This is a genomic window from Prevotella sp. MA2016, assembly GCF_000619825.1.
GTDB lineage: Bacteria > Bacteroidota > Bacteroidia > Bacteroidales > Bacteroidaceae > Prevotella.
In genome coordinates, this window is sequence record NZ_JHUW01000009.1 from 47,452 (window position 1) to 71,344 (window position 23,893).

Here is a 23,893-nt window from a genome sequence, read left to right on the forward strand (position 1 = left end):
CTTTTGTTTGATAAATACTAATACTTTTCTGCCTAATACTTTCTTTTTGATGATAACCCCCTCAAATAATCCGAAAAAAGCGTCATTTTTCCAAAACCTTTTGTACCTTTGCACCACTGACAAAAAAGTATAAATATGAAACGCCTATTATCAATCATGTGTGCTGCCTGGCTGACAGGGGTCGCCTCGGCACAGATCCAAACCAACGCAGGGGTACAATACCTGCAGTGTATGCAAAAAGACATGTCGACCGACTTCTACGACCTGTCGAACACCTATTTCTTTGCCGACTCATTGGTGAGCTTCGATGCCGCCAAGGGCGAAGGACTGGTGCAGTGGAAACGCTACCGCCTGTCGCCGCGCCAGGCATTCAATCTCAACGGCTATTGGCCTGTACGCATGCAGATGCTCGACTTCCCCGATGCGGCATACGACAATGATCCCAACCTGAAACTCAAGATTGAGTTTATCTCACCCCGAACAGCACGCATCCGCATGCTGACATCACCTGTTGAACCAAAGAACAGCGACCAGGAGGATGTGATGTTCTGCGATGGATTCAAGACCAAAGGGGCAGGCGCCATGTGGAAGACCTCACAGACAGCTGATGCCATCACCTACCAGTCACAATACGGCAGTATAGAAATTAAGCAGTATCCCTGGCGACTGGTGATTAAGGATGCCAACGGCAAGGTGCTGACCCAGACGCGCCACAGCATCGATAACGACTCTTCACAGGTGAAACTGCAGCCCTTCTCGTTTATCAAACGTGGTTCAGACAACTCACGCAGCATCAACCCCGTGCTCACATTGGCGCCAGGCGAGCGTATCTATGGCTGCGGTGAGTCGTTCACCTCTCTTAATAAGGTGGGCCAGAAGGTTCATCTGAGCGTTACCGACCCACAGGGACCAGAGACCGACGGACAGTATAAGCCCGTGCCCTTCTTCTTCTCGAATCGCGGCTACGGTATCTTTATGCACACCTCAGCACCCGTCACCTGCGATTTCGGTGCTTCGTATATCGGTGCCGACCGCCTGTTTATGGCCGATGAGCAGATGGACTTCTTCGTGTTCTTTGGTGAGCCGAAGGATATCCTTTATGAATATACCGAGATTACCGGCAAGTCGCCCCTACCCCCACTGTGGAGTTTCGGCACCTGGATGAGTCGTATCACCTATTTCTCTCAGGAAGAGGGTCTGGAGATAGCACGTCAGCTCAGAGCTAACCGCATCCCAGCCGATGTGATACATTTTGATACGGGTTGGTTTGGTACCGACTGGCAGTGCGACTACCAGTTTGCCAAAGATCGTTTTAAGGACCCGGTAAAGATGCTGAAGCAACTCTCCAAGGATGGTTTCCACACCTGTTTGTGGCAGTTGCCCTACTTCACGCCCAAGAACCGTTTCTTTAACGAGATTATCGACAAGGGCATACACGTAAAGAATGCCACTGGCGGCATGCCTGTCGAAGATGCCATCCTCGACTTCTCGAACCCAGAGACTATCGATTGGTACCAGCAGAAGATAGAAGGCTTGATGAAACAAGGAGTCTCTACCATCAAGTGCGACTTTGGTGAGGCAGCTCCTTACAACGGTTTCTACCATAGCGGCAAGGGTGGTCTCTACGAGCATAACCTCTATCCACTGCGCTACAACAAAGCCCTGTGGGAGGTGGTAGAGCGCAATCATCCCGGCGAAGGTATCATCTGGGCCCGCTCGGCTTGGGCAGGCAGTCAGCGCTATGCCCTGCACTGGGGAGGCGATGCTGCCACCACCAACACCGGCATGCTGGGCGACCTGCGAGGCGGACTGAGTTTCGGCCTGAGCGGCTTCTCGTTCTGGAGCCATGATATGGGCGGCTTCGTCACAGCCTCGCCCGAGGATATCTATCGCCGTTGGCTACCCTTCGGATTCCTGAGCAGTCACACCCGTGCCCACGGTGCCCCTCCCACCGAGCCATGGCTCATCTCCGAGTCGTTTACCGATGCTTTCCGTGCCTGCGCTGAGATGAAATATAAGCTGATGCCATACGTTTGGGAGCAGGCCAAGGAGTGTTCACAGCTCGGCCTACCGATGGTGCGTGCCCTGCTGGTAGAGTTCCCACACGATCAGGGAGCCTGGTATGTAGAGGATGAATATATGTTCGGCTCGAAGATGCTGGTAGCACCCTTGTTAGAAAGTGGCAACAGTCGCAACGTCTATCTGCCGAAGGGCAAGTGGATTGACTATCAGACGGGTAAGGTTTACGAGGGTGGCTATCAAACCATCGAGGCAGGTGCTATCCCCTGCATCATACTGGTGAAGGATGGCAGCGTGATACCACACGTCCCACTGGCACAGCGCACCGACCAGATAGACTGGAACGCTATATATAATAAGGTATATAAGGCGAACTAACGAATACGGTGCTTGGTGATGACCTCACCGTCGTAGGAGTTGATGCTGATTCTAACGGAGTCGGCATCAATTCTGTTTGTAGGGATACTCATGTACACCTTGGTAGAATAATATTCTGGCACGTTACCCTGGTCGTGATACAGGATGAGATGGCGGATCTGCTTACCATCATGATGCCTGATCAGCGTATCACTGACAATAGCCAGACTCTGGGCGGCAGTAGAATCATCACTCACCCCCGTCTTGAGCAGCAGACCCATATTCAGATATTTGCCCGACTTGCTCATCCAGGTGCTTTCAAACTTCACCGGATCAGTTAGCAAGGGGGTATTGAGATCCTTTAAGAGCGTAATCGCAGCACAAGGCACCTGCCTCATTGAGAGCACTTCGGCCTGATTCTTCACCTTATTATAATAAAGCATACAGCGATAGGTGGTATCGGCCTTCATAATCCATTTGGCTTCGTAGGGTTTAACAAGCGGCAACTCATCACCGTCGTCAGTCTCTATCTTCGTCACCTGCTGGTTGCTGTTCACAACAGCCTCGGCAAAGTCGCCACGCAGCCATGAGTACTGTCCCTCACCCTTATCGTAGGCATCTTGCGAGCAAGAACTGAGAAGTGAGAGGTGAGAGGTGAGAACGATGATGGCTATGAGTTGCAGAAACTTTCTCATTGGGCGGCCATTAAGTTGCGTACTGGGTTGGCATACATGGTGAGCATGCGCTCGCGGAGGAATGCCTCATCCTTATTGGGCAGATTAATCTTGGCCATCTGACCGGCCAGATACTGATTGAAACGCTTCACATCAGCCTCGGTATAGTGAGCAGCGTTGGCCTGATTGCCATTCAACTCATCCAGGGCGATGTAATTACAAGGGTAAAGCTCGTAACCACGATGTATCTCGCGATCCATCAGCTCTGCCAAGGCTTTAAACCACTCTGTCTTAGGCAAGCCTGAGAGTGTATCAATCCAGGTGTTGATAGGAACAGCAGGGCGATAAGTCACACGACCCTTATAACCAAAAATACCCGTCTTCATATTGTCGAGATCGTCCTGCTTACTCTTCTTAAAGGCGGGATTATCACGCTTCTGCTGAAACTCTTGTGCTTTCAGATAGTCGCAGGGATCATACTCGTAGCTGATGGTGAGCGGTACGATATTCAGTTCTTTCAGGTCGCCCCCCATCGCCAGCATCTTGAGCACAGCATCCTGGGTATGGTCACTCGAATCCTTGGCCCTACCCTCGCGCTGTGCAATCCAGATATTCTCCTTTTTCTGCGTCACGGCATAGTGGATATAGCGACTCATGAGCTGCGAGGCAGCCAATGTCTCGCGCAACGACAAGCCACGGCGCACGGTAAAAGCCTTGTTCATGCGCACCAGACGCTTGATCCAAGGATAAATCAGCAGGTTATCGCCAATACCAATCTCAACGGTAGTGGGATAACCAGCCTCAACCAGTTTGACATCGAGAAATGCTGAGTCGAGCACGATATCACGATGATTACTGACGAACGTGAAACGGGCGTCAAGGTGAGAACTGAGAGGTGAGAGTTGAGAGGTATGATTACTCTCCACTAACTGTCTGTCGTCGAAGACGCAGCCGTCGGTATGTTTGCGGATGATGTAGTTTACCACCGGCTTCATGAATCGCTTCTGGAAGTCGAGTGGCGTTTTGATACCAGCAAAAGCCAGGCGCAACAAGCCATTACGCACCACTTTAGGCAACCAAGGGGCAAAGCCCTTCATCACCAGATTAAACTGTCGGTCGGCAAGCAGTTCTTCGAACGCCTGCTTCATCTCCCCTGCCTCATAGGGCCTAATCGCATCAAACTCCGCTCTCTCCGTCATCATAACTGTCAACTCTCCACTTTCAACTGTCCACTAGAATTGATTCTCCACGATCTCTGTCAGCACATCAGTCATCGACAGGCCTGCAGCACGCACCTGCTGAGGAATAAAGCTGGTAGCTGTCATACCAGGTGTGGTGTTCACCTCAAGCATCGAGATGTCACCCTCCTTCGAGATGATATAGTCGATACGGATGATACCATTGCAATGCAGGATATCGTAGATGTGCGAAGTAATCTGGCGAACGCGCTCTGTGACATCCTCGGGCAAACGGGCTGGGGTGATTTCCAGAACCTGACCGTTGTACTTGGCGTCATAGTCGAAGAACTCGTTAGTGGTAACCACCTCGGTGGCAGGCAGAACCACTGCCTTCTCCTTGGTTTTATATACACCGATTGAAATCTCGGTACCTTCGAGGTAGCTCTCAACCATAATCTCAGGACTCTCCAGCATGGCCTTACGGATGGCAGGAGCCAGCATATCCTTCTCTTTAACCTTCGACACACCGAAAGATGAACCATCGGCAGCAGGCTTCACGAAACAAGGCATGCCGATACGCTCTTCAATCTCGTCGTCGCTCACCAGCTCCTCGTAGCCCTGACGAATCAGCAGTGAGTCGGCCACCTTGACGCCATAGCCACGCAGATACTGATTCAGCACAAACTTATCAAAAGTCATAGCCTCAACCAATACGCCACTGGTGCTGTAAGGCAGACCAATCAGATCGAAATAGCCCTGCAGCAGACCGTTCTCGCCTGGGGTGCCATGAATGGTGATATAAGCATAGTCGAAAACCTTAGCCTCGCCATTTTCCATAAACGAGAAATCGTTTCGATCAATCTTAGCTGTAGTTCCATCTGACAACTCCACATGCCAGTCCTGTCCTTTGATATCTACGATATACACATCGTAGCGTTCCTTATCAAAAAATGAATAAAGTCCCTGTGCCGAGCGCAGAGAAACGTCGTGTTCTGATGAGTCACCACCACAAACGATGGCAATAGTTCTCTTCAAGTTTTTCATATCTATATTTTTTTAACTCTTAATTCTTAACTCTTAACTTTCAAATACTTTCTCCACTTATCAATCAGGGCCGTCATATCAGCAGGCCACTCCGATGTGAAGTCCATCTGTTCACCTGTTCGTGGGTGCACAAAACCTAAGGTCTTGGCATGCAGCACCTGACGCGGACAGAGCTTAAAGCAGTTCTGGATATAAGCCTTGTAGCTGGCAGTGCGCTCGCCACGCAGTATTTCTGTTCCGCCATAGCGCTCATCGGCAAACAAGGGGTGACCGATATGCTTCATGTGAGCACGTATCTGGTGGGTGCGCCCAGTCTCGAGGATACACTCCACCAGCGTTACATAGCCATAACGCTCCATCACCCGGTAATGGGTCACGGCTGGTTTACCTATCTCTGAATCGGGTGGGAACACCTCCATACGCAGACGGTCCTTAGGGTCGCGACCGATATTACCTTCGATACGACCTTCATCCTCTACAAAGTTACCCCACACCAGGGCATTATAGCTGCGATGGGTGGTCTTATTAAAGAATTGTTTTCCTAATGACGTTTTGGCATCGGGCGTTTTGGCCACTACCAGCAGTCCACTGGTATCCTTATCGATACGATGCACCAAACCAACTTCGGGATCGTTAGGGTCATAGCTGGCCAGATCCTTCAGATGCCAGGCGATGGCATTGACCAGTGTACCGTTGAAGTTGCCACAACCAGGATGCACCACCATACCTGCCGGTTTGTTGATCACCATCAGGTCGTCATCCTCGTAAACCACTTCCAGCGGGATATCCTCAGGTTCTATCGTGGTATCATAATGCGGACGATCGAGCATCAGTGTGATGACATCGCCTGGGCGCACCTTATAGTTGCTCTTCACAGGTTTGTCGTTCACATGAATAAAACCTGCGTCGGCAGCCTGCTGGATGCGGTTGCGACTAGAGTGTGGCTGATGCTCCACCAGATATTTGTCGATACGTATGGGCACCTGCCCTTTATCCACCTCCATTCGGAAGTGTTCGTACAACAAATCCTCCTGTTCCTGCTCCTGTTCTTCTATATCGATATTGTCGTCAATCATTCTTTCACCTCTTCAAAATCATCCACATCGCCGTCGCCTCCAGACACGCCAAGCTCATCTGAGCCAACCACGTTCAGTTCTTCATCCAAGCCATATCGACCAGAGCCAATCTGCAAAGTGATCGGCTGCTCAATAGACACGCGCTCGCCTGCCGACACACGGCGACCATTGCATGTCACGCCATAAACCCAGTCTTTCTCTCCAGTAACATACTGAGGTGGCAGCACCTTGAATCCTAATGATATCAGTTTTGCCTCAGCCTCACGATAGCTGCTGTTGTCCACCACATCGGGGATGGCCACCGATGGTGAGTTCGAAGAGTTGATTGTCACATAAATGGTATGGCCTGCTTTCACAGTCAATCCTGCATCAGGACTCTGTGTCAGTATGCAGTCGGCTGGCAGGCGTTTATTATAGCCCGAGTCGGTAACCACGATTTCAAGTCCCTTCTCTTCCATCATCTCGCGGGCCTTGGTAATATTCACACCTTCAATATTCGGCACTCGGATACCCTCACCATGGTGGGTGTACCAGTCGAGTCCGTAGTTCACGCCTACTATCAGCAATACGACGACGAGCGCCATCGCTACGAGGTTCCAAATCAGGAACTTACTACAGAACTTGCCGAAGAATTCTTTTGTTTTCATCTTCTACTTCTCTATTTCGGCACAAAAGTACATAAAAAAACAGAAAGAAGCAAAGAATTCACTCTACTTCTTTCTATTTTAACTCATTTTCTAAGTTCCTCTCGGATTACTTTCCGTGATTCTCGTCAGAAACTGTCAACTTCTTGCGGCCCTTAGCACGACGAGCAGCCAATACTCGACGACCGTTCTTTGTGGCCATTCTCTCACGGAAGCCGTGCTTGTTTACGCGACGGCGATTGTGTGGCTGAAATGTTCTCTTCATTGTGATATACTTATTTAATTTTGTTATTTATTTACCGATTTGGGGTGCAAAAGTACTCATTTCTTTTGAAATACGCAAATTTTATACGATTTTTAGCTAAACTTTTTATGTTTTTTTCCAAAAAAGCAGTACCTTTGCACCCGAAAACGATATAAAAGTAACATATTAAAGGTTTATGATTAATTCACAAGACATTAAAAAAGGCACCGCCATTCGCATGGACGGTGGCATCTGGGTGTGTATCGATTTCCAGCACCGCAAGCCAGGTAAGGGTAACACCATCATGATTATCAAAGTTAAGAACGTTTCAGACGGTCGCGTACTGGAGCGTCGCTTCAACATCGGTGAGAAGCTCGAGGATGTGATCATCGAGCGTCGTCCTTACCAGTACCTCTATGAGGATCAGTCTGGTCGTATCTTCATGAATCAGGAGACATTCGAGCAGATCCCCATCGACAACGAGCTCGTAATCGGTCATGAGTACATGAAGGAGAGCGACATCGTGGAGGTTGTTTCTGACACTACCGATGGTACTATCCTTTACGCTGAGATGCCTGTTAAGACCGTTCTCCGCGTTACTCACTCTGAGCCAGGTGTAAAGGGCGACACTGCTACCAACACTCTGAAGCCAGCTACTCTGGAGACAGGTGTTGAGATTCGTGTTCCTCTGTTCATCAACGAGGGCGACCTGATTCAGGTTGACACTCGCGACGGTTCTTACCTGCAGCGTGTAAAGGAGTAAATCCTAATAAAGATTGAAGAATTGAAGTATTCGATCATCGTCCCCGTCTATAATCGTCCTGATGAAGTGGACGAATTACTCGAAAGCCTGACCCAACAAGCTTTTAAGGATTTCGAGGTAATTATTGTTGAAGACGGTTCAATAAAACCATGCAAGGATGTTTGCGACAAGTACGCAAGCATCCTTGATTTGCATTATTACGCCAAGGAGAACAGCGGCCCTGGTCAGAGTCGCAACTACGGCGTCGAGCGTGCTAGCGGTGAATATGTCATCATTCTGGATAGCGACGTAGTGCTGCCACAAGGCTACCTGCAAAGCATAGTGGATAGTTTACAGTTGACAGTGGACAGTTATGATCACTGTACACTCTCCACTGTACACTCTCAACTTGTCGCCTGGGGCGGCCCCGATGCAGCCCATCCTTCGTTTACACCGGTACAGAAGGCCATCAGCTATTCGATGACCTCATTCTTTACCACAGGTGGCATCCGTGGAGGAGGAAAAGCCAAGCTCGACAAGTTCTATCCTCGTTCGTTCAACATGGGCATCCGTCGCGATGTGTATCAGCAGTTGGGCGGTTTTAGCAAGATGCGTTTTGGCGAGGATATCGACTTCTCGTACCGTATTGTCGAGGCAGGCTACATGCCACGCCTCATCCCCGAGGCTTGGGTATGGCACAAGCGCCGTACCGACTTCCGCAAGTTCTTCCGTCAGGTGTATAACAGCGGTATCGCCCGCATCAATCTTGAGAAGCGCCATCCAGGCACTATGAAGTTAGTACATCTGTTACCAACAGTTTTTACACTGGGGGTCATCGGTTTGCTGCTCATCTCACTCTTCTGGCCACTCGCGTGCGTTCCTATTATATTATATAGCCTACTCCTCTTCATCGACTCAAGCATCCAGAACAAGAGCTTGTGGGTGGGGTTGCTCAGCATCCCTGCCGCCTTCGTACAGTTGATGGGCTATGGCTTCGGTTTCATCGAATCATGGTGGAAACGCTGCGTACTGAAACAAGACGAATTTACCGCCTTCGAAAAAAACTTCTACAAGTGAGTGAGAAACTGAACATCAATCAGTGGGCTGAGGAGGACCGTCCTCGTGAAAAAATGGCAGCGCAGGGTGCCGACACACTCAGCAGCGCCGAGCTGTTGGCCATACTGATAGGCTCTGGCTCTACCAAAGAGAGCGCTGTGGATTTGATGAAGCGCATTCTGGCCGACTGCAACAACAGTCTGAATGCCTTAGGCAAGAAATCCATCCACGACCTATGCCAGTATAACGGTGTTGGACCAGCCAAGGCCATCACCATCCTGGCAGCCTGCGAACTGGGCAAGCGCCGACAGATGGAGACACCCGAGGAGCGCCCCGACCTGGGCACTGCCACTCGTATCTACAACCACATGCGCCCTGTGATGCAGGACCTGGATGCAGAAGAGTTCTGGGTACTGCTGCTCAACCAGCAATACCGACTCATCAAAAAACTGCGTATTGCCCGTGGCGGCATTACTGCAACAACAGTAGATATACGCCTCATCATTCGCGAGGCAGTACTCTGCAACGCCACACAGTTGGTGGCATGCCACAACCACCCATCGGGCGGTATCATGCCCAGCCGACAAGACAACGAGCTAACCATCAGCATCATCAATGCCTGCAAGCTGATGAATATTCACTTTGTAGATCACGTCATCGTTACCGATGGTCACTACTACAGCTACCACGAACAAGGGAAATGCTAACAAACAAAGATATACAGCTATGACACAAGAAGAGAAAACACAGATAGAAGAGCGGATTGTAGATGTACTGAAGACCGTTTACGATCCAGAGATTCCCGTCAACATCTACGACCTGGGAATGATTTACAAGATAGATGTACAGGACGACAGTTCTGTTGAGTTGGACATGACCTTTACAGCCCCCAACTGTCCGGCTGCCGACTTTATCCTGGAGGATGTGCGCACCAAGATAGAGAGTGTAGAGGGTGTGAAAGGTTCAAATGTAAACCTCGTGTTCGAGCCCGCCTGGGACCAGTCGATGATGAGCGAAGAAGCAAGAGTCGAGCTCGGATTTGATTAACCATACCTCTCAGTTCTTAACTCTCAGTTCTCAGTTATGAAAAATATCTATTTTTTATCCGATGCCCATTTAGGCTCGTTGGCCATTCCGCACCAGCGCATGCAGGAGCGCCGACTGGTTCGTTTCCTCGATAGTATCAAGGAGAAGGCTGCCGCCATCTATCTGTTGGGCGACATGTTCGACTTCTGGTACGAATACAAATATGTGGTGCCCAAGGGCTACACCCGTTTTTTAGGCAAACTGTCGGAACTCACCGACATGGGTGTCGAGGTGCACTATTTCACCGGCAACCACGACATCTGGGCCTACGAGTATCTGGAAAAGGAGTGCGGCGTGATTCTGCACAAGAAGCCTGAGACTACTGAGATATACGGAAAGATGTTCTTCCTGGCGCATGGCGACGGACTGGGCGACCCCGACAAGAAGTTCAAGCTTATCAAGAGCATCTTCCACAACAAGCTCTGCCAGTGGGCCTTCTCGTCATTACATCCCCGTTGGGGCATGTGGTTTGGATTGAACTGGGCCAAGCACAGCCGCATGAAGCGTCCTAACGGCGAAGAGCCTGCCTATATGGGCGAGAACCGCGAGCATCTGGTACTGTTCACCAAAAAGTACATCCAGTACCACTCTAACGTAGATTATTTCATCTACGGTCATCGTCACATCGAAGTAGATCTGCAGCTCACCAAGAAAGCCCGCATGATCATCCTCGGCGACTGGATAACCCACTTCACCTATGTCGTCTTCGACGGCGAGCACCTACTCCTCTCCCAATACATCGAAGGCGAGAGTCGCCCTTAAAATAAAAATTTCTAAAATTATCTACCACTCTACCACCAAGGGGCTAAAACGCCCTGTTTATACGGGTTTGCGGGGTGGTGGTAGATAGGTGGTAGAGTGGTAGCAAATAGACAAGGTATTTTTAATATGCAAAAATGCTGTTTTCTACGGCAGAAAATGATGTTTTCGCACTGAGAAAACAGTGTTTTCTCTGGACAAAAGCACTGCGACCTTCCAACAAAAAAGACGGTATCTCAAAGCGAAAATAGTGGTATCTCTACCACCATCTACCACCTATCTATCACCTATCTACCACCTCGGAAACCCGCATAAAATAAGACTTTTCAGCTGATTGATGGTAGAGTGGTAGATAACTTTAAAAAAGAATTTCAGAATTGAGTTTCAGTTACTTTTGGGGTGCCTTTAGGGCATCCCATTTGGCTTCGTATTCCTGCTCTTTTTGGCGGACTTCCTTGAGGGCTTTCTTTCGGCGCTGTTTGGCCTCAAGTGTTGGGGCTATGGTCTTGTCGAACAGCCAGACCATCATGGCCAACACGTTGGGACCGGCGGGTACGACTTGTGGCAACGGCACTTCTTTGGGCGTGACAGGCCTCATGATGCCAGCCATCATCGACTTACGGCGATCCTGGCCATACACCACCACCTCGTCAATGGCATGCAACGCGGGGATGAGATAGATGGTATCGCTATGCAGCTCGTTGGCCAGCACATAGCGATGCTGGAACCTGGGATGGCTGAGGGTGATGCGCTTAAAACTGTCGGGCACCTCTATCTCGCCACTCCATGGGGTCACAAACTCGTCACCATTATCCACACGGACCTTGATATCGCGTTGCGGCACCTTTGTGCCCAAGCTGGCCACCACCAGTTTGCGCTGTGCTAACACCCCAGAGCACCACAGTATGAGCACTATGCTTAGATACAGTTTCATCATTTAGTCTTTTCAATACGGGTGCAAATGTAATACTTTCCTGCATATCTTTCCAAAATGGAATATTATATTATCTTACAGATATAAAAATTAATGTAACATTAAGTTTTTTTGAATTAAAATATGTATCTTTGCAGCGAAGTTTACAGATAATGACCAACATGAATAGAAAGAAAATTGTAACTTTCGGCGAGTTGTTGCTCAGGTTTTCGAAACCCGGGCAGTTGCGACTGACTCAGGGCGACCTGTTTACCAGTAAATATGGTGGTAGCGAGGCTAACGTGGCCGTATCATTAGCTACCCAAGGCGAAGATGTAACCTATATCACCCGACTGCCCGACACGCCAGTGGGCCACGCAGGTGCCATGAGTCTGGCCGAGCTGGGTGTAGATACCAGTCGCGTGCTTTATGGCGGACAGCGCATAGGTACCTACTACTTTGAGCCTGCTGCCGGCATGCGTGCTGCCAAGGTGATCTACGACCGTAACGGCTCGGCTTATTCCGACCTGAAACCCGGCATGATTCCCTGGCTCGAGATACTGAAGGATTGTAACTACTTCCATGTGTCGGGCATCACAGCTGCCATCTCGCAACAGGCTGCCGACGCCACCTTCGAGGCCCTCGACGTGGCCGACGAGTTAGGTATTACTGTCTGCTTCGACATCAACTACCGTAAGAACCTGTGGAAGTACGAAGGTGCTGAACCACGTAAAACCCTGAGCCGCATGCTGTCGCGATGCGACATGATGTTTGGCGATGCCATCGAGTTCGACTGGCTGTCGCAGCATCCACAGCCACCATTCACGGCCACCGACTCTCACTTCACCATGCAGATGAAAGAATATGGCGAATGGTTCGAAGAGCTGCATGCTGCCTACCCCCGTGTAAAACACTGGATGATGGGTATGCGTAATATCGTAAGCTCGAACCATCACACCCTGACAGCCCTGCTTTATACCGACAATAAACTGTTGCAGGCACCTATCATGGATATCCCTGATGTGGTGGAGCCTGTAGGTGTGGGCGATGCCTTTATGGGTGGTTGGCTGCACGCCATCAGCCTGTTTCCCGACGACATGCAGAAGCAGTTGAATTACTCATTGGCTGCCGCGGCCCTCAAGAACACCATCCCAGGCGATTTCAACCTCTCGACCGAAGAAGAGATTCTGGAAGTGAATATTTAACATTTCTTCATGCAGTATTTGGTCTTCTTCATCGTTTTATGGATAAAGAAGCAACGAAACGTGTACAATGATGAAGCGAATATTACCATTTTTTATCGTATTGGTCACGCTGATATCATGCAGTATCAGTGGCGATGAGCTGATAACAGGTGACCCACAGCTGGAGCCAAGTAACCAACCGGCGCTCGACTACACCTTCAAAGGAGTATGGACTGTTGACGACATCAAGGGCATCGAGACCTATGCTCGCACCCTCATCGACTTTAAGGGCAGTAACTACGTAGCCTGCGCGACATTCCCCTTCGCTGCTATTATGGAGCAACTGCTCCCTGATGTAAAGGTGGCCAAGATTAGCGATAGTGCACCTAGCAGCTCGACACCGACGCCCGAAGAAGAGCTCTGGATACAGACGCTGATGGACCACGGCAGCGACCGCTGTTTGGAGGCAAACCTGGGTGTGCCTTATCGCTGCATCGGCCTCTCAGAGCAGTCGATCTATCTGGAGATGATGCCCAACGTGACCTATGGCACACTCTACCTGCCGTTTATCGTAACCAAGGACGACGGCAAGCTGATGGCAGTGGTGCTGACAGTAGCCCCTACCCAATCTACCGCCCTGCTGGACAGAACAGGCGCATCATTCTCAAGCCGACTAACGGTGACACAGATAGAGACCATCGTCGATGGCCAGTCGGAAACCAGGACGCTGAATCCCACCATGCAACTCAACTTCACCAGTATCGAAAGAGTCAAGTAACAAGAAGTGGAGAACGAACAGCAACTGCTTTCAGCCATCAACCAAGGCGATCGTGCTGCCATGAAGCAACTCTACGAACGCTACAAGGGTTATGCCATGTCCATCGGACTAAGGTATATACCCGAAGTGAGCGATGTGGAGGACGTGGTGCAGGATAGCTTTGTCACCATCCTGACCTCTATCGGCAAGTTCTGCTACCGGGGCGAGGGGTCACTGAAAGGGTGGATAGGCAGGATTGTTGCTAATAAGGCGCTGGATTTCGTGAAACAGCATGAGCGCATCACGTTCACCACCGCCATCCCGGATACACAGGACGAAGAACCGGAGATAGAACGGATACCGCCCAACGTGCTGACGGCGATGATAGCCCAACTGCCTTCGGGCTACAGGATGGTGCTGAACCTATATGTGTTCGAGCATTGCTCCCATCGCGAGATTGCCCAGAAGTTGGGCATCAAAGAGAGTTCATCCTCCTCACAACTATCGAGAGCGCGACAGCTACTCACCCACATGATAACAGATTACATCAAACAACACGAGATATGAAGCAAGAAGCATGGGCCGAAAGGCTTAACAACCATCTAAAGGACTACCACCAGGAGCCATCGCGCGACTTGTGGGAGGGCATCGAGGCTTCGCTCGACAAGCAGGTTCAAGGTCAGGTGCGCCATGTTGCCCTGCGACGTTGGTTGATGGCTGCCGCTATCATCGGTGTGCTCTTTGGCGGTGCCTGTCTGATGTGGCACAACGCCCCCGAACAGCCACAGCTGGCACAGGCAGATGCCACGCCACAAGCTGCAGCCTCCCCTAACCCAGAGAAATTAACAGCTGAGGCTCCTGCAGCAGCACCTGAGGTTAGCACAACTAAGGTGGTTGCCCCTGAAGTGATTGTTCCAGAACCCACAGAGACGGCAACACTGCCCGAAGAGACGACAGCACAGCCCGACGAGACGGCCGTCAAGCCCAAGAAGGACACACCCAGTCCTCAGGTTCACCGTCCCCAGCCAACCGAGCCCAAGGCATATCCCCAAGCAGAGCATCACCAGCAAAAACCGTTGCGTCTCACCATGGGACTGTATGCCCAAGGCAACACCAACGAGATGAACAACAGGAATGCGGTGATGATGAACCCGCAGATGATGCAACGTGCAGCGGCCACACGTGCTTTTCTGATAGACTACGAAGAGCGTGAGAGTCACAACCATCCCATCTCGTTCGGTCTTACCGTTGGCTATCCGATCAACTCGTGGCTGTCGCTCAGTTCTGGTTTGGTTTATACCAAGCTGAGTTCCACCTTTACCACCCTGATGCCCAACCATCAGATACAGCGCCATCAGAAACTCCATTATATCGGCGTGCCCCTCAACCTGCAGGCCCATCTGCTGCAATGGCATGGTTTCAGTCTCTATCTTTCTGCAGGTGCTCAGGCCGACTGGAATGTCAAGGCCGAATCCAACACCGATGGCATCAATCAGGTGATGGATAAGGACCGCATGCAGTGGTCGGTAGGCAGCAGTCTGGGATTGGCCTACCATATCATCCCACAGCTGAGCCTGTATGCCGAGCCAGGAGTCAGACATTATATAGATAATGGTAGCACTATCAATAATTATTTCAAGGATAAACCAACAAGCTTCAACCTACAGCTGGGCCTCAGGTTCGACCTAAGCCCAACAAAATGAAAGGACAAAACCCATATGAGTTTTGTCCTTTCTTATTTAATAGACAAAATGCTTACTTCAGCAGATTCATTGTGTCGGTAGCAATCATCAGCTCCTCGTCGGTTGGGATGACAACCACCTTCACCTTTGAGTCGTCGGCTGAGATAATGGCCTCTTCGCCACGAACGTTGTTCTTCTCGTCGTCGAACTTCACGCCCAGGAACTCCAAGCCCTTGCAAACCTCAGAACGCATAGAAATCTGGTTCTCGCCCACACCGGCGGTGAACACAATCACATCTACACCACCCATGGCAGCTGCATAAGCACCGATATACTTCTTGATACGATAGAAATACATCTGCTGTGCCAGTACAGCCTTAGGCTCACCAGCCTTGGCAGCATTCTCTACGTCGCGCATATCGCTCGAGCCACCAGTAATACCGGCTACACCACTCTTCTTGTTGAGCAGGTTGCTCATGCCATCGGCATCGAGACCCAGCTTCTTCTCCAAGAAGGTGACAGCACCACCGTCGATATCTCCAGCACGAGTACCCATGACCAGACCCTCAAGTGGAGTGAGACCCATTGAGGTATCAATACACTTGCCATCCAGAACAGCAGCGATAGAACCACCATTACCGATGTGACAGGTAATCATCTTGGTACCCTCGGCCTTGATACCCAGGAACTCGCAAGCACGAGCTGATACGTAACGGTGAGAGGTGCCGTGGAAACCATAGCGACGCACACCGTACTTCTCGTACAGATCGTAAGGGATAGCGTACATATAAGCCTTAGCAGGCATGGTCTGATGGAAGGCGGTGTCGAACACACCTACCTGAGGCAGACCTGGCATCAGCTCCTTAACAGCGTTAACACCCTTCAGGTTAGCAGGGTTGTGCAGGGGAGCCAAATCAGAGCACTCCTCGAAGGCCTTCAGAACCTCGTCGGTGAGCACTACTGACTTATTGAACTTCTCGCCGCCGTGCACCATACGGTGACCTACAGCGTCGATCTCGTCGAGACTCTTAATCACACCAATCTCGGGATCGGTGAGCAGAGAGAAGATAAACTTCACACCCTCGGTATGCTCGGGGATATCGTGCATAATCTGCTTCTTCTCGCCATTGGCCAGCTTCACCTTGACGAAGGCATTGTCCAAGCCTACACGCTCGGCACCACCGCTGGTCATCACGCTCTTATCGTCCATATTGTACAGGGCGTACTTGATTGACGAAGAGCCACAATTCAATACAAGAATCTTCATATTTAATGTTTAATCTTTAATGTTTAATGTATTACTTCTTTGCATCCATAGCCTGACAAGCGGTGATGGCAATCATATAGTAGATATCATCAACAGAGCAGCCACGCGACAGATCGTTGACAGGACGTGCGATACCCTGCAGGATAGGACCGATGGCGATAGCATCACCCAGGCGCTGAACCATCTTATAACCGATGTTACCTACCTCGAGGTTAGGGAATACCAGTACGTTGGCCTTACCAGCGATATCAGAACCAGGAGCTTTCTTAGCACCTACTGATGGTACCAGAGCAGCATCGGCCTGCAGCTCACCGTCGATCTTCAGAGCTGGATCGAGCTCCTTAGCCAGACGAGTAGCCTCAACCACCTTATCTACTACCTCGTGCTTAGCTGAACCCTTGGTAGAGAAGCTGAGCATAGCTACGCGAGGCTCTGCGAAACCAGCCACACTCTTAGCAGTCTGAGCGGTGCAGACAGCAATCTGAGACAGCTGAGCAGCATCGGGCATAGGTGTAACAGCCACGTCGCCAACTACAAGCACGCCATCCTCGCCATACTGCTTCTGCTTAGAGATGAGCAGCAGTCCACCGCTGACGCAGGTGATACCAGGCTGGCACTTGATAATCTGCAGAGCTGGGCGCAGTGTATCGCCTGTTGTAGAGAGAGCACCCGAAATCTGACCATCGGCACCCTCGGTCTTGATAATCATACAACCCAGATAGAGCGGGTTCTTGATGAGCTTACGAGCCTCCTCGATAGTCATACCCTTGCTCTTGCGAATCTCGGCCAACTTCTCAGCCAACTCTTCGCTCTTGTCGTAGTTTTCAGGGTCGATCAAGGTTGCCTTACCAATGTTTGTCAAGCCTTTCTCCTTGGCCAGAGCCTCAACCTTAGCAGGGTTACCAATCAGGACAATCTCTGCGAGGTCGTCGGCCAAAGCCTTATCGGCTGCACACAGTGTACGCTCCTCTTCTGCCTCGGGGAGCACAATGCGCTGCTTGTTACTCTTAGCACGCGCTACAATCGAACTTAATAGATCCATAACTTTGATTTGTTTTAAAAATGTTATTTATATATTTTTTTATTGTTCTAACTCCTTGGTGAGGATACTCTCCAGTTCCTCGGCCGACAGGCGAAGACGGAACTCTCCCCGCACAGCTATAGAGATGCCACCCGTCTCTTCCGACACTACTACTGCCAGCGCATCGCTCTCTTGCGACACGCCCATGGCGGCACGGTGTCGCAAACCCAAATCCTTGGGGATATCCATATCGTGACTCACGGGCAAGATACAGCCTGCTGCCTTGATGCGCTTCTTGGATATGATCATCGCACCATCGTGCAATGGTGAGTTCTTAAAGAAGATATTCTCTATCAGACGCTGATTGATGTTCGAGTCGATCTGATCGCCCGTCACAGCAATCTCATCGAGCGGCATGGTACGCTCTATGACAATCAGTGCGCCCACCTTACCACGACTCATATTCATTGATGCCATCACGATAGGCATGATGACCTCCTTCAGTTCTTTCTTGCTCTCCTCGTCGTTGGTATTCGACACAAACAACTTGGCAAAAGCACGCATACGGCGATGAGCGCCCACGTTATAGAGGAACTTACGAATCTCGTCCTGGAAAAGCACAATGAGTGCTATCACACCCACGCTCACCAACTTATCGAGTATCGAGCCCAGCAACTTCATCTCGACCACCTGCGACACGAACAGCCACGTGATTACAAACACCAGAATGCCCATAAACACGTTGAGCGAACGTGATTCGCGCATCAGCCTGTAGATGTAATAGAGTATCAAAGCTACAAGCAGGATATCGATGAAGTCTTTTATTCCGAACTCGAAGAACATTGTCTAACTATTTTTACGCACTCTACAGCTTGCTTCACATCGTGAACGCGCAGGATATGAGCGCCTTTCATCAGTGAGATGGTGTTAAGAACAGTAGTACCGTTGAGAGACTCCATAGGCGTGGTGCCCAGGAGTTTAAAAATCATCGACTTGCGCGAGATGCCTACCAATAGCGGCAGCTCCATTACATGCAGGCACTCCATCTGGTTCATAATCTCGTAGTTCTGCTCTAACGTCTTACCAAAGCCGAAACCAGGATCAAGAATGATATCGCAGGCACCACAATCACGCAACTGCTGCACCTGACGGGCAAACGACATCATCATGGTTTTCAGCGTGGGCTGCTGCGACATTAATATATAAGGTACGCGCAAACGAGACACCAAACGATACATCGTCTCGTTGCCCTCACTCACATCATTGATGATATCGGCACCAAACTCCTCGACTGTCATTCGGGCCACATCCGGGCGGAACGTATCTACCGAGACAATCGCTTCGGGCAGTTCGCGACGGATAATCTTCAAGCCAAAGCGCAGGCGCTCCATCTCCTCGGCCTCCGACACCTCAGTGCCACCAGGTCGGGTAGAATAGCCACCCACATCAATCATGCTACCGCCTTGGTCGATAATCTGGTGACAACGCTGCACAATTTCAGCCTCAGTCTGCACTCGGCTCCCTGCATAAAAAGAGTCGGGCGTCACGTTCAGAATGCCCATCACCTGAGGAGTGCTGAGATCCACTAATTTGCCTCGAATTTGAATCGTTTCGCTCATATCGCCCACAAAGATACAAATTAATTATGAATTAAGAGTTAAGAGTTAAGAAAAACATACTCTATCATACATTTTTTCTTAATTCTTAACTCTTAACTCTTAACTTTTCCTTATCTTTGCACCAAAAATAACGAAGTTTATGGATATTAAGGAACTATACAAGCTGTATGAACAGCATCCGTGCATCACAACTGACAGTCGTGACTGCCCCGAAGGAAGCATCTTTCTGGCACTGAAAGGTGAGTCGTTTAATGGCAATAAGTTCGCCCTGCAAGCCCTTGAAAAAGGCTGCAGCTACGCCATCGTAGACGAAGACCTAGCCGGGCCAGAGGAACTGGCCCAGCGCATCATCAAAGTTGATGATGCTTTGCAGACTTTCAAGGATCTGGCTCGCGAGCATCGCCGCCAGTTCGACATCCCTGTGATCGGCATCACGGGCACCAACGGCAAGACCACTACCAAGGAGCTCATTGCCGCCGTGCTCTCACAGAAATACAATGTGCTCTACACCCAGGGCAATTTTAATAATGATGTGGGTGTGCCTAAGACGCTGTTCCGACTGAACAAGGAGCACGAGATCGCTGTGATTGAGATGGGTGCCAGTCATCCTGGCGACATCAAAACCCTGGCCGAGACTGCCGAGCCTACCTGCGGACTGATCACCAATGTGGGGCGTGCCCACCTGCAGGGCTTCGGTTCGTTCGAGGGTGTGATCAAAACCAAGTGCGAGCTTTACGATTTCCTGCGCAGTCGCGAAGACAGTCTGATTTTCATCAACGCCGACAATGAGCATCTGATAGATCAGATTGGCGACGACGAAGAGCTATGGCTTTCGCCCTACTCTACCGATCCCGACAACCAGTACTCGTGCATCAGCGGCGAGGTGTTAGAGTGCAGCCCCTTCCTGAAGTTCCGTTGGCGCGAGCCATTAATGGTACTCGAAGAAGAGGGACGCAGCACCAAGTGGCACAAGGTACAGACCAAGCTGATTGGCGCATATAATATCGACAACCTGCTGGCTGCCATTGCCGTAGGTATCAACTTCGGTGTCGATCGCAAAAAAATCTGCGCTGCCCTCGAAGCCTATGAGCCATCCAACAACCGCAGTCAGATGACCGTCACCGAAAAGAACCACCTGATTGTGGATGCCTATAATGCTAACCCCTCGTCGATGCAGGCCGCCCTGGAGAACTTCAAGATTATGCAGGCCGACAACAAGATGGTCATCCTCGGTGCCATGCGCGAACTGGGCGAGGTATCGGCCGAGGAGCACCAGCATGTGGTTGACTATCTGAAGACATCAGACATCAAGACCGTATGGCTGGTAGGCGAAGAGTTCGAGGCCACCCAGTGCGACTTCCGTAAGTTCAAGGACGTGGAAGAGGTAAAAGCTGCCATCGCAGCTGAACAGCCTGCCGGGCACTATATTCTTATCAAAGGTTCGAACAGTACCAAACTCTATCAACTGCCAGAACTTTTGTGAACTGAGAACTGAGAGGTGAGAACTGAGAGGTTTATACTCATCATGCTGCTGACTACATTATTGATAGGTTGTAGTCGGCAGCAATCTCAAGACGAGAGCCTTGAACAGAGTAATGGTGTGTACTACTGGCGCACCGACCTGCGGCTGGATTCTACCGAACGCACCTTTTTACAGCAGCACCATATAAATAAGGTGTATTGTCGCTATTTTGATGTCGTGATGAGCGATGATGGCTCTGAGCCTATCCCCAATGCCACCATCACTTTTACCGACACATTGCCCTCCGGCATCGAGCTCATCCCTACCATCTACATCACCGAGGACTGTATGCACCAATCGCACCCCGACCTGGCCGAGAAGATAGTGGGCCGCATCCTACAGATGAACGAGACCAACGGCATCAAAGGCATTCACGAGATACAGATAGACTGCGACTACACATCGCGAAGCCGTCAGACCTATTACAATTTTCTGAAAGCCATCAAATCACAACTGTCCACTTTCCACTATACACTCTCCACTACCATCCGACTGCACCAGCTCTCGATGCCGGCACCACCAGTGGATTACGGTGTGCTGATGGTTTATAACACCGGCGACCCGCGCAAGTGGCAGGAGCGCAACCCCATTCTCGACTATCGTGATGTGCATCCCTACCTCGACAAACTCCCGCAGTATCCGTTACCGCTTGCTACTGCCTATCCTGTTTACCAGTGGATACGCAACATTCAGAACGTCAGGGTGGAACATACCGTCGAGGCTGCCGAGATTCTGAAAGTAAAGAAGGCATTGGAAAAAGAGCGCCCTGGCTTGAGTCGTGCGCTCATCACCTATCATTTAGAAAAAGATAACATTAACAGATATAAAACCGAGACCTATGAAGAGATTTATCATCATTAGCCTGCTGACAGTGCTTTCGCTGCCCATCCTCGCTTGTGCCTGGAGCGATCCCACCAACCCCTACCTGTTCAGCATGTATCAGCAAAACGATTTCAAGAACCGTGTAGAACGCATCTGCAACGACAATTGGAAAGCCTATCTGGGTTCTACCGAAGAGTACTTCTGGTTTAATGCCGACGATGCCATCAAAGCTGCCCGCAAAAAGGGCGATGTGCTGATGGTGAGCTACCTGCAGAACCTGAAGAAATACCTGAACTGTGTGGACATCGAACAGCGCAAGCAGTACGAGTGGGACTATCCCACCAAGCAAGCCATCACCACGCAGCAGCGTAACCTGCAAGCCGTCCGCACCTATGCCTTAGGCAAAACCAAGAGTAAGCTACGCTCACAGCATGCCTTGCTGTATATGCGTTGTAACATGATGCTGGGTCGCCATCAGGACAATATCAACTTCTGGCAGCAGACTGCCAGCAAATATATCGAGACCGTATATAAGGAGATGATGAAGAACATCTATGCCGGCGCTCTCTATAAGACTGGTCGCACAGCCGAAGCTGGCGAACTGTTTGCCGAGATGGACGACTACGAGAGTCTGATGACCATCTACTACCAGAAACGCTCGTTCCAGGCTATCAGACAGCAGTACCAGCAGCATCCTAATGCCAAGGTTCTGCCATTCCTGCTACAGGACTTTGTGAACAACGCCCAGGAAGCCGAAGATGCCAAGAACGAAGGCAACATCGGCGGCAAACTCTTTATCCGCGATATCAACCAGCAGGAGTCGCAGCAGATGCAACAGTTCTGCGAACAGGTGGTGCGCGAGGGCAAGACCGAAAGTCCCATCATGTGGCAGAGCGCCAAAGCCTGGCTCGAATATCTGGCTGGTCAGCAGCAAGCCGCGCTGAAGGATATCAATGCTGCCATGAAGTTGGATGGCACCGACCGTATGAAAGACAATGCCCGCGTGCTGAAGTTGTTTATCACCACCGCCACCACCAAACCCAGCGACAGCTTTGATGCCTACTTTGCCGAAGAACTGGCATGGCTCCTGTCGAAACAGCAGACTGCCGATGGTTTCTTCGACCATGCGATGCGCCGACTCTCACATCAGGCCATCGTGCCTCACTATCAGCACAAGCCCGAACAGCAATTAGCGCTGATGATCATCACGGGTAATAACGATTACCTTGAGCGCATCGACACCATGCCAGTGGCCCACCTGGAGAAATTCTATCACTACACCAAGGCTGCAGGCAAAAAAGCATTCGACCAGTTCCTGCTGCGCCAGCTACATCTCAACGACACATCGCTGGTTGAGCTTATTGGTACCAAATATATGCGACTGGCCCAATGGGACAAAGCCATCGAATGGCTCAGTCCCCTGCCTGTCAGCTACTTCAATCAGCAGCACAGCAACGAATACCGCTACTATTCGCTCATGCGCCGATACGATATAGAGCCCTGGATAACCCGTCAGTGGCTGGACACCAACAAGGCCTACGAGCATACCTACACTTGGAAAAAGAATATCAAGCTCGACTTCTGCCAAGAGATGCAGTCGTTAGAGAGTGCTCTGAACCTGCTGCAGGGGCAGGCCTACGAACAGCGCTGCTATGAGTTGGCCGTGAGATATGCCCAGGCCAGCATCAAGGGCGACTGCTGGTGGTTGTTGCGAGATGCCAAAAGTGCTTACGATTCGGTACGTGTCAACGAGGCCGATTTCGGTGCCAAGGCCGTAGAGCTATTACAGCGCACAGCCTCGTCGGCGAATAAGGACCTGAAACTGAAGGCCCTGTTTGCCATGGGCTGGCAGGAACTCTACAATGCCACCCCCGGCGCCAAGTTATGGCGCGCCGACGAATGGGACGACCAGCAAGCCGACTATGTACGTAAGTACTACAGTGAGTCGGCTCAGTTCCGTGCCTACCAAAGTGTGTACACTCTCACCGCCCCATCTGCCAGTAAACCAACCTACATCAGCAAGTGCGATGAGTACCAACAGTTCCGCAAATACTACACTAAGCATAAAACGGGGATTTAGTAAAAATTATCCCTTTTTATGCTTATAATTAAAAAAAATGAACTACCTTTGCAGGCGATTTTTAGAATCGGGATGTAGCGCAGTTGGTAGCGCACTACGTTCGGGACGTAGGGGTCGGGCGTTCGAGTCGCCTCATCCCGACCTAGA

General features: G+C 50.5%; 24 protein-coding genes and 1 tRNA gene. 14 read left to right on the forward strand and 11 right to left on the reverse strand.

What is annotated here, in order from left to right; all coding sequences use genetic code 11:
* Window positions 1-135: 135 nt before the first annotated feature.
* A complete protein-coding gene (locus T360_RS0106245; RefSeq protein WP_028912017.1) occupies window positions 136-2,397 on the forward strand; it encodes a TIM-barrel domain-containing protein in 2,262 nt (753 codons plus the stop codon).
* On the opposite strand, the gene T360_RS0106250 is transcribed toward T360_RS0106245, so the two are convergent.
* The 6 genes from T360_RS0106250 to rpmH form a co-directional block, all read right to left on the reverse strand.
* Window positions 2,394-3,071: a NigD-like C-terminal domain-containing protein gene (locus tag T360_RS0106250; RefSeq protein WP_036929033.1), complete on the reverse strand. Its 678-nt coding sequence runs from the start codon at window positions 3,069-3,071 to the stop codon at window positions 2,394-2,396. The genes T360_RS0106245 and T360_RS0106250 overlap by 4 nt on opposite strands.
* On the reverse strand, window positions 3,068-4,252 hold the full coding sequence (locus T360_RS0106255; protein WP_155949399.1) for an acyltransferase: 1,185 nt from the start codon (window positions 4,250-4,252) through the stop codon (window positions 3,068-3,070). Before T360_RS0106255 ends, T360_RS0106250 begins: the two co-directional genes overlap by 4 nt.
* A 30-nt stretch (window positions 4,253-4,282) precedes the next feature.
* Window positions 4,283-5,272 (reverse strand): D-alanine--D-alanine ligase, encoded by a 990-nt coding sequence (locus tag T360_RS0106260; protein ID WP_028912020.1) that lies wholly within the window; start codon window positions 5,270-5,272, stop codon window positions 4,283-4,285.
* Between the two features lie 26 nt (window positions 5,273-5,298).
* A complete protein-coding gene (locus T360_RS0106265; protein ID WP_028912021.1) occupies window positions 5,299-6,348 on the reverse strand; it encodes an RluA family pseudouridine synthase in 1,050 nt (349 codons plus the stop codon).
* On the reverse strand, window positions 6,345-6,995 hold the full coding sequence (locus tag T360_RS0106270) for a PASTA domain-containing protein (RefSeq protein WP_028912022.1): 651 nt from the start codon (window positions 6,993-6,995) through the stop codon (window positions 6,345-6,347). The genes T360_RS0106265 and T360_RS0106270 overlap by 4 nt, the downstream gene beginning before the upstream one ends.
* A 106-nt stretch (window positions 6,996-7,101) precedes the next feature.
* Window positions 7,102-7,257, reverse strand: a complete 156-nt coding sequence (gene rpmH / locus T360_RS0106275) for a 50S ribosomal protein L34 (protein WP_013063965.1) — start codon at window positions 7,255-7,257, stop codon at window positions 7,102-7,104.
* 175 nt (window positions 7,258-7,432) lie between these two features.
* Here rpmH and efp point away from each other — a divergent pair, with 175 nt between their 5' ends.
* From efp to T360_RS0106300, 5 genes are read left to right on the forward strand one after another with little or no spacing between them, the layout of a single operon-like run.
* Window positions 7,433-7,999, forward strand: coding sequence for an elongation factor P (gene efp / locus T360_RS0106280; RefSeq protein ID WP_013064453.1), 567 nt, complete (start codon window positions 7,433-7,435; stop codon window positions 7,997-7,999).
* A gap of 21 nt (window positions 8,000-8,020) precedes the next feature.
* Complete coding sequence (locus T360_RS0106285) at window positions 8,021-9,055, forward strand: glycosyltransferase family 2 protein (RefSeq protein ID WP_028912023.1); 1,035 nt, start codon at window positions 8,021-8,023, stop codon at window positions 9,053-9,055.
* Entirely contained in the window at window positions 9,052-9,741 is a 690-nt protein-coding gene (radC, locus tag T360_RS0106290) for a DNA repair protein RadC (RefSeq protein ID WP_028912024.1), read from the forward strand. Before T360_RS0106285 ends, radC begins: the two co-directional genes overlap by 4 nt.
* A gap of 19 nt (window positions 9,742-9,760) precedes the next feature.
* Window positions 9,761-10,081, forward strand: a complete 321-nt coding sequence (locus tag T360_RS0106295; RefSeq protein WP_028912025.1) for a metal-sulfur cluster assembly factor — start codon at window positions 9,761-9,763, stop codon at window positions 10,079-10,081.
* Between the two features lie 36 nt (window positions 10,082-10,117).
* The gene (locus T360_RS0106300) at window positions 10,118-10,882 is read left to right on the forward strand and encodes a UDP-2,3-diacylglucosamine diphosphatase (protein WP_028912026.1); all 765 of its coding nucleotides are present in this window, start codon (window positions 10,118-10,120) and stop codon (window positions 10,880-10,882) included.
* 385 nt (window positions 10,883-11,267) lie between these two features.
* On the opposite strand, the gene T360_RS0106305 is transcribed toward T360_RS0106300, so the two are convergent.
* Window positions 11,268-11,816, reverse strand: coding sequence for a hypothetical protein (locus tag T360_RS0106305; protein WP_028912027.1), 549 nt, complete (start codon window positions 11,814-11,816; stop codon window positions 11,268-11,270).
* 158 nt (window positions 11,817-11,974) lie between these two features.
* On the opposite strand from T360_RS0106305, the gene T360_RS0106310 reads away from it, so the two are divergent.
* The 4 genes from T360_RS0106310 (at window position 11,975) to T360_RS0106325 (ending at window position 15,436) form a co-directional block, all read left to right on the forward strand.
* Window positions 11,975-12,997: a sugar kinase gene (locus T360_RS0106310; RefSeq protein WP_028912028.1), complete on the forward strand. Its 1,023-nt coding sequence runs from the start codon at window positions 11,975-11,977 to the stop codon at window positions 12,995-12,997.
* Between the two features lie 67 nt (window positions 12,998-13,064).
* Entirely contained in the window at window positions 13,065-13,754 is a 690-nt protein-coding gene (locus T360_RS0106315) for a hypothetical protein (protein WP_155949400.1), read from the forward strand.
* A gap of 6 nt (window positions 13,755-13,760) precedes the next feature.
* Window positions 13,761-14,300, forward strand: coding sequence for an RNA polymerase sigma factor (locus T360_RS0106320; RefSeq protein WP_028912030.1), 540 nt, complete (start codon window positions 13,761-13,763; stop codon window positions 14,298-14,300).
* Window positions 14,297-15,436 carry an outer membrane beta-barrel protein gene (locus tag T360_RS0106325; protein ID WP_028912031.1) on the forward strand — a complete coding sequence of 380 codons (1,140 nt, stop codon included), beginning with the start codon at window positions 14,297-14,299 and terminating at the stop codon, window positions 15,434-15,436. The genes T360_RS0106320 and T360_RS0106325 overlap by 4 nt, the downstream gene beginning before the upstream one ends.
* Window positions 15,437-15,488: 52 nt before the next feature.
* Here the strand turns inward: T360_RS0106325 and T360_RS0106330 are convergent, their stop codons facing one another.
* From T360_RS0106330 to folP, 4 genes are read right to left on the reverse strand one after another with little or no spacing between them, the layout of a single operon-like run.
* The gene (locus T360_RS0106330) at window positions 15,489-16,682 is read right to left on the reverse strand and encodes an acetate kinase (protein ID WP_028912032.1); all 1,194 of its coding nucleotides are present in this window, start codon (window positions 16,680-16,682) and stop codon (window positions 15,489-15,491) included.
* Window positions 16,683-16,713: 31 nt separating this feature from the next.
* Entirely contained in the window at window positions 16,714-17,724 is a 1,011-nt protein-coding gene (gene pta, locus T360_RS0106335; protein WP_028912033.1) for a phosphate acetyltransferase, read from the reverse strand.
* Window positions 17,725-17,763: 39 nt separating this feature from the next.
* Window positions 17,764-18,546 (reverse strand): diadenylate cyclase CdaA, encoded by a 783-nt coding sequence (cdaA, locus tag T360_RS0106340; protein ID WP_028912034.1) that lies wholly within the window; start codon window positions 18,544-18,546, stop codon window positions 17,764-17,766.
* On the reverse strand, window positions 18,525-19,322 hold the full coding sequence (gene folP, locus T360_RS0106345; RefSeq protein ID WP_028912035.1) for a dihydropteroate synthase: 798 nt from the start codon (window positions 19,320-19,322) through the stop codon (window positions 18,525-18,527). Before folP ends, cdaA begins: the two co-directional genes overlap by 22 nt.
* 139 nt (window positions 19,323-19,461) lie before the next feature.
* Here folP and murF point away from each other — a divergent pair, with 139 nt between their 5' ends.
* From murF to T360_RS0106365, 4 genes are all read left to right on the forward strand, one after another.
* Window positions 19,462-20,805, forward strand: a complete 1,344-nt coding sequence (gene murF / locus T360_RS0106350; RefSeq protein WP_028912036.1) for a UDP-N-acetylmuramoyl-tripeptide--D-alanyl-D-alanine ligase — start codon at window positions 19,462-19,464, stop codon at window positions 20,803-20,805.
* 15 nt (window positions 20,806-20,820) lie between these two features.
* Window positions 20,821-21,705, forward strand: a complete 885-nt coding sequence (locus T360_RS0106355) for a hypothetical protein (protein ID WP_028912037.1) — start codon at window positions 20,821-20,823, stop codon at window positions 21,703-21,705.
* On the forward strand, window positions 21,683-23,746 hold the full coding sequence (locus tag T360_RS0106360; RefSeq protein ID WP_028912038.1) for a hypothetical protein: 2,064 nt from the start codon (window positions 21,683-21,685) through the stop codon (window positions 23,744-23,746). The genes T360_RS0106355 and T360_RS0106360 overlap by 23 nt, the downstream gene beginning before the upstream one ends.
* Window positions 23,747-23,814: 68 nt before the next feature.
* Window positions 23,815-23,887 (forward strand) — tRNA-Pro (locus T360_RS0106365).
* Window positions 23,888-23,893 lie beyond the last annotated feature (6 nt).